The organism is Nocardiopsis sp. NPDC055824, assembly GCF_053616335.1.
This window is the reverse complement of the sequence record NZ_JBSHDN010000076.1, coordinates 23,684-29,928: the sequence shown is the minus strand read 5'-3', so window position 1 is coordinate 29,928 and position 6,245 is coordinate 23,684. Positions and strand designations below refer to the sequence as shown.

General features: G+C 78.7%; 7 protein-coding genes. All 7 read right to left on the bottom strand.

From position 1 onward, the window contains the following. Positions 1-1,032 (bottom strand): lysylphosphatidylglycerol synthase transmembrane domain-containing protein (locus ACWGL3_RS16960; RefSeq protein ID WP_452461512.1); only part of this gene is annotated, 1,032 nt, incomplete at its 3' end. A gap of 313 nt (positions 1,033-1,345) precedes the next feature. Then, positions 1,346-2,134, bottom strand: a complete 789-nt coding sequence (locus tag ACWGL3_RS16955; protein ID WP_267949861.1) for a class I SAM-dependent methyltransferase — start codon at positions 2,132-2,134, stop codon at positions 1,346-1,348. Next, entirely contained in the window at positions 2,131-3,189 is a 1,059-nt protein-coding gene (locus tag ACWGL3_RS16950) for a glycosyltransferase family 4 protein (RefSeq protein WP_267949862.1), read from the bottom strand. The genes ACWGL3_RS16955 and ACWGL3_RS16950 overlap by 4 nt, the downstream gene beginning before the upstream one ends. Then, positions 3,186-3,569, bottom strand: coding sequence for a 6-pyruvoyl trahydropterin synthase family protein (locus ACWGL3_RS16945; RefSeq protein WP_267949863.1), 384 nt, complete (start codon positions 3,567-3,569; stop codon positions 3,186-3,188). Before ACWGL3_RS16945 ends, ACWGL3_RS16950 begins: the two co-directional genes overlap by 4 nt. Positions 3,570-3,753: 184 nt before the next feature. Further along, the gene (locus tag ACWGL3_RS16940; protein ID WP_267949864.1) at positions 3,754-4,734 is read right to left on the bottom strand and encodes a zinc-dependent alcohol dehydrogenase; all 981 of its coding nucleotides are present in this window, start codon (positions 4,732-4,734) and stop codon (positions 3,754-3,756) included. Next, the gene (locus ACWGL3_RS16935; RefSeq protein WP_267949865.1) at positions 4,731-5,465 is read right to left on the bottom strand and encodes a CDP-alcohol phosphatidyltransferase family protein; all 735 of its coding nucleotides are present in this window, start codon (positions 5,463-5,465) and stop codon (positions 4,731-4,733) included. The genes ACWGL3_RS16940 and ACWGL3_RS16935 overlap by 4 nt, the downstream gene beginning before the upstream one ends. Then, entirely contained in the window at positions 5,458-6,156 is a 699-nt protein-coding gene (locus ACWGL3_RS16930; RefSeq protein ID WP_452461511.1) for a GTP cyclohydrolase II, read from the bottom strand. Before ACWGL3_RS16930 ends, ACWGL3_RS16935 begins: the two co-directional genes overlap by 8 nt. Positions 6,157-6,245: the final 89 nt, after the last annotated feature.

The following is a 6,245-nucleotide window of genomic DNA, read 5'->3' as shown; positions in this document are numbered from 1 at the left end:
ACCCCCTCCGGCTGCCCCGCCCGCACGGCGCGCAGCGCGGGCGGCGCCCGCCCGCCCCCGGGCACGGAGGCGCAGCGGCGACCGCGACACGAGGACCGCCGCGCCGGGCAGCGCGGCGACCAGGGAGAGGAGGCCGTAGAGCACCGAGACCGTCACCCCGGTGGCGGCGCCCAGGCCGGCCGCGCCGAACGCCAGCGCCGTGACCGCCTCGCGCGGCCCCCAGCCGCCGACGTTCACCGGCAGGCTCATCGCCAGCAGGGCCAGCACCACCAGGGGGACCAGCTGCTGCACCGGCGCGGTGACACCGGCGAGGCGCGCCGCCACCGCGAACAGGGTCACGTGCCCGGCCAGCGCCGCCGCGGACAGCAGAACCACGCGCGGCCAGCGCGCGAACACCCCCGAGCGGACGTCGGCCGCGGCGGTGCGCAGGGCCCGCCACCAGCGGGTTCCGCGGGCACGGCCCGCCCGCAGGCCGAACGCCGCCGCCAGGGCGACCGCCGCGACCGAGCCCGACGCCGCCCCCACCGCCCACAGGCCCGGACCGAGCAGCGCGGCCGGAAGGGCGAGGAGCAGCGCGGCTCCCGTCGCGGCCAGCACCGCCTGCCCCACCATGCGCTCCAGGACCACAGCGCGCACGCCCCGCCCGAGGTCGCCGCTGGACCGGCCGTGGCCGACCGCGCGGTTCACGTCCCCGAGCACCCCGGCGGGCAGCACCGCGTTCAGGAACACGGACAGGTAGTAGTCGGCCACCGCGCGCCGGAACGGGAGGCGCAGGCCCACCCCGAGCGCCACCTCCCGCCAGCGGCACGCGCACAGCACCGTCGTCGCCGCGCCGATCCCCAGGGCGGTCAGGACCGGGCCGGCGCCCACGGCCGAGAAGGCGTCGGTGAACGTCCCGCCGGGGAACCACCACACCACCGCCGCCAGGATCGCGGCCCCGGCCGAGGTCCGGGCCCACACCCGCCACCGGCGGGACGGGGCGCCGCCGGTTCGCGGCCCCTCCCGTGTCCCCCGTGCGGTCGTGGCGGTCATGCGCTCGTCGCCCCTCCGACGTCGGCGGGCCCGGCGGGGCCGCCGCGGTCCACCGTGCCTTCTCCGGGCGGCCGCGGCGTGCTCCGAGGGCGTGCCGGTTCCGCGCCCGGGCGCCCCGTCCGACCCGGAGGGGCGTATGTCCCGCACCTACCCGGGGCGGCGCACCCGTATCCCGGCGCGGACGGCCCCGGTCGCTCCCGCGGACTGCCCGCGTCCGGCGGTCCGGACGGGCCGTCCACCGTGCGGCGGCGTCCGGGGCCCGGCGGCCCGCCCGGGGACCGGGACGCGCACGGCGGGCCCGGCCGCGCCGCGCTCATCCGCGGGCCGGGGGACGCGGGAGCACCAGCAGGTCGGTGTGGTGGACCGTCACGCCCAGCTCCCCCCGAGCGCACGCCTCCAGCCTCCGCTCCAGGTACGCGGCGCCGGGGAGCGAGGGGTCCTGCTCGACGGCGGCGCCCGTCCAGCCCCGCAGCCAGGCCCGCGTCAGCGCCGCGTCCCCGGGCCCCAGGCGCCACGGGCTCGGGAACATCCGCACCTGCCGACCCAGGCCCTCGAACGCGGCGGCCGCGGCCCCGGCCGCCTCCGGTCCCAGCCGGCCCTCCCGCCTCTGGTGGGCGTCGAACGCCTCCGCGAACGCCGCGTCCGACGGGTCCCCGGGCGAGAACTCCACCCGCCCGACCACCGAGAGCGAGAACAGCGCCGGGCACCCGGAGGCGGACACCGCCTCCGCGAGCCCCGCGACCTCGGCCCCGGTGAGCAGGTCGAGGAGCGCCGAGGCCACCACGAGGGTCACCCCCTCCAGGTCGCGGGCGCACAGCGCCGCCACGTCCCGGCGGCGCGTCCGCACCGAAGCGGCGGGGACCCGCCTCCCCGCCTCCTCCAGCAGGGCCGGGTCGCGGTCGAACAGGAGCCAGCGCTGGGGCCGGGGCAGCCGCGGCCCCAGCCAGCGCCCCAGCGACCCCGTCCCGCAGCCCAGGTCGGCGACCACCCGCCCGTGGTCGGCCAGGAGCGCGAGCGGGGCGGTGGAGCGGGCCCGCGCGTCCGCGCCCTCGCGCAGGGCCAGCCACTCCGGCGCGAACGCCGGGACACCGGTCGTGCTCAAGGCGTCGCCTCCCCGTCCAGGACGGCCGCCATGCGCCGGGCCGTCTCCTCCCATCCTGCCAAGCCCTCCCGCCGTGCGCGGGCCGAACGCCTCAGACGGGAGCGGAGGCCGGGGTCGGTGAGCCAGCGGCGCAGGGCGGCGGCCAGGGCCCCCGGGTCCCCGGGAGGCACCAGCAGTCCCGGACGGGAGCCGTCCGGGGCGGAGCCCAGCGCCTCGGGCACCCCGCCCACCGATGTCGCGGCCACGGGGACGCCCCGGGCCAGCGCCTCGGTCACGACCATGCCGTAGGTCTCCCCGCGCGAGGGCAGGACGAGGAGGTCGCAAGCGGTGTAGGCGGCCTCCAGGTCCGCGCCGGTGAGGGGCCCGGTGAAGGCCACCCGGTCCGCGAGGCCGTGCTCGCGGACCAGGCCGCGGAGGCGGGCCGCGTGTGCCCCCGCGTCCCCGGACGGGACCGGGCCGACGCACGCGCATCCCCAGGGCAGGCCCGCCAGCGCGGCGAGCGCGGACACGAGGACGTCGTGCCCCTTGCGCGGGGTCACCGAGGCCACGCACAGCAGGCGCGTGCCGTCGCCGACGGGGGAGAGGGGCACCGGGTCCGCGCCGGGCTCGACCACGTGCACGCCTTCCACCCCGTGGTGGGCGGACACCCGCCGCGCCGCCCACCGGCTCGTCGCCACCACGGCGGAGGCGGCCCGCAGGACCGCACGCTCACGCGAGTCCAGGGCGGCGGCCCGCGCCTCGGGAAGCCCCGTCTCGTCGGCCAGCGGCAGGTGCACCAGGACCACCAGCCGCAACCGGGGCGCGTGGGGGAGCAGGACCTCGGGCACCCCGCAGGCGACGAGGCCGTCCAGGAGCACCGCGGCCCCGTCGGGGACGCCCTCCAGCACGCGGGAGAGGCCGGCCCGCGCGGCGGGGTCCGCGACGGGCCAGGCCCCGGGCACCGCCTCCTCCCGCACCGGGCGTCCCAGCCCGGCGAGGGCCTCGCGCAGGCGGCGGTCGTAGACCCCGCCGCCGCTGGGAGCGCCCCCGTGCGGGACGACGAGGACGGTCCTCACAGCTCGCGCTCGTAGCTCGCCCAGGCCACGTGCGACTCGTGCAGGGTGACCGCGACCGAGTCCAGGCCCCGCGCCCTCGCGTCGATGCGCTCCACCAGCCGGTCCGCGACGACCCTGGCCAGGAACTCCGTGGTGGTGTTCACCCCGGCGAAGTCCGGTTCCTCGTCCAGGTTGCGGTAGTTGAGCTCGGCGACCAGCCCTCCCAGTTCACGGGTGGCCAGGCCGATGTCCAGCACGATGTTGTCCGCGTCGAGTTCGCGGCGGCGGAAGGTGGCGTCCACGACGAACGTCGCCCCGTGCAGCCGCTGGGCGGGACCGAACACCGCTCCGCGGAAACTGTGGGCGACCATCAGGTGGTCGCGGACGGTGACGCTGTACATCGACGGGCTCCTCTGCGGTGGGGGCCGGCCGGACGTTCCAGCCGGCGTCGTGGTGGGGAAGGCCGTTCGGCGGGCGCGGACGCACGTCCGGTCCGCCCGCGCCCGTACGCGGGACGCGGGTTCGACCGGTCGACGTGGTGGCCGACCACGGCCGCGCCCGCGCCCGCGCGGGACGCGGCGGCGTTCAGGGCTCCGGGTAGACGATGCGGTGGCACAGGGCGGGAAGGCTCCCGTCGGCGAGGCGCGGCATCACCGCCGGCAGCTCCTCGAACGGGCTCTCCCCGGTGACCAGTGCGTCGAAGACGGGGTCGGACAGCAGCTCCAGTGCGAGGTCGAGACGGTCGCCGTGCCCCCGCGACCCCCGGCGCGCGGGGGAGACCGCCCCGACCTGGCTGGAGCGCACGGTCAGGCGGCGCGAGTGGAAGCCCTCGCCCAGGGGCACGCACACCCGCCGGTCCCCGTACCAGCTCATCTCCACCACCTCCCCCTCGTCGCGGACCAGTTCCAGGGAGCGCTCCAGCCCCGCGGGGTCGGCGCTGGTGTGGAAGACCCGGTCGCGCCCGACGCCGGCGTCCCCGGGGAGCGCGAACTCCACCCCGAGCCGCTCCGCCAGGTCCGCGCGCCCGGGGTCGACGTCCACCAGCTGCACCCGCACCCCCGGCACCCGGGAAGCCAGCCGGGCCACGGTGCACCCGACCATCCCCGCTCCGACCACCGTCAGCCGGTCGCCGAGCAGCGGCGGGGCGTCCCAGAGCGCGTTCACCGCCGTCTCCACCGCCCCCGCCAGGACCGCACGCCCCGGGGGCACGTCCCCGGGCACCGGCCGCAGCGCCCCGACCGGGAGCACGAACCGCGTCTGGTGCGGGAACAGGCTGAACACCGTCGTGCCCACCAGGTCCGGCGCGCCCTCCTCCACGACGCCGACGTTGAGGTAGCCGTACTTGAACGCGGAGCCGAAGTCCCCCTCCTGGAAGGGCGCCCGCATCACCTGCCGCTGGCTCGGCGGCACCGCGCCGCGGAACACCAGGGCCTCGGTGCCCCGGCTCACCCCCGAGTACAGGGAGCGCACCACCGCCTCGCCGGGCCCGGGAGGGGGCAGCACGCCCTCCCGGATCTCGCCCTCGCCGGGCGACCCCACCCAGAACGCCCGTGCCGTACGGCTCATGACCCTCCTCCTCGCCGTGCGCCGGTTCCGTGTCCGACGGCCCGCGTGCCGCCCGCCCCCGGCCCGGCCCGCCACAGCCCCGCCACGTCGCGCCCGAAGGACCAGGCCAGCAGCGCCAGGGCGCCCGCGGCCAGGGCCGTCGCACCCCCCGCGGGAACGACCGGGGCGGCGGCCGCCACCAGGGCCACGCCCTGGACGGCGGCCACCGCCTTGCGCGCCCGGCTCGGCGCCAGCGGTCCGCGCATCCACGGCGCCGCCCGCCCGGCGGCGACGAACGCGTACCGCATCGCGCCGATCGCCAGCACCCACCACCCCAGCTCCGCCGCCACCCGCACGCTCAGCACCAGGATCAGGAAGGCGTCCGCCTCCATGTCGAACCGCGCCCCGAACGACGACTCGGTCCCCGTGCGCCGGGCGACCAGGCCGTCCACGAGGTCCAGGGCCAGCGCGACCGACGCCAGGGCGACCAGGGGCCAGGCCGGACCGCCGTCCGCCACCAGGGCGACCACGCCGCCGATGAGCACCGACCGCGCCAGCGTCACCAGGTCCGCGGGACCCAGCCGGGACCGCCCGGACCTGCGCACCGCCCACGCCACGGCGGCCGCCCCCGCCAGCAGGAAGCCGGTACCGGCCGCCCAGCCCGCCGGGCCCAGGCCCGGGGCCCACGCGAGCAGCACCAGCAGCGCCGCCTGCGCGCACGCGGCGGCCCCCAGGGCCGCGGGATCACCCACGCGGACCGTCCAGGTGCGGGAGGTCGTGGCCCAGCCGGTCCCGCTTGGCGGTCAGGTACGCCACGTTCTCCCGGCGTGCGGGCATCAGCAGCGGAACCCGGGAGGCCACCTCCACCCCGTGCTCCCGGAGCGCCCGCACCTTGGCCGGGTTGTTCGACAGGAGCCGCACCGACCGCACCCCCAGGTGGAGCAGGATCCGCGCGGCCGGACCGTAGTCGCGCACGTCCACGGGCAGCCCCAGGGCGGTCGCCGAGTCCACGGTGTCCAGGCCGTGCGCGTCCTGGACGGCGAGGGTGCGCACCTTCTCCACCAGCCCGATACCGCGTCCCTCGTGTCCGCGCAGGTACACGACCACGCCCCGTCCCTCGGCGCAGATCAGGTCCAGGGCGGCCTCCAGCTGGTCCCCGCACTCACAGCGCAGCGCTCCGAAGACGTCGCCGGTCACGCACTCCGAGTGCGCCCGGGCCAGCACGTCCTCGCCCCCGCACACCTCGCCCAGGACCAGCGCGGCGTGCTCCCGGCCGTCGGAGGGGTCCCGCAGGGCCACGATGCGGAACGGCCCCCGCCTGGTGGCGAGCTCCGCCTTGGCCACGGCCGCGGGGCCCACGGCCGGCACCCCCGTGCCCAGCCCCTCCGGCCCCGCCCCGTCCGAACGGCTCCCGTCCGCCCCGCCCACGCCCTGACAGCTCATAAGCCCCCTCGATCCGTCTCGGAACAGCGGCCACGCACGCCCGGTGCCCGGTGGCCCCCCGGGGAAAACCTCGCACAGGTCGGGCGCGG

Bases quoted from the DNA above. Each gene is read 5' to 3' on its own strand.
- ACWGL3_RS16945 (WP_267949863.1), bottom strand. From the start codon at position 3,569: ATGTACAGCGTCACCGTCCGCGACCACCTGATGGTCGCCCACAGTTTC.
- ACWGL3_RS16940 (WP_267949864.1), bottom strand. From the start codon at position 4,734: ATGAGCCGTACGGCACGGGCGTTCTGGGTGGGGTCGCCCGGCGAGGGC.
- ACWGL3_RS16930 (WP_452461511.1), bottom strand. From the start codon at position 6,156: ATGAGCTGTCAGGGCGTGGGCGGGGCGGACGGGAGCCGTTCGGACGGG.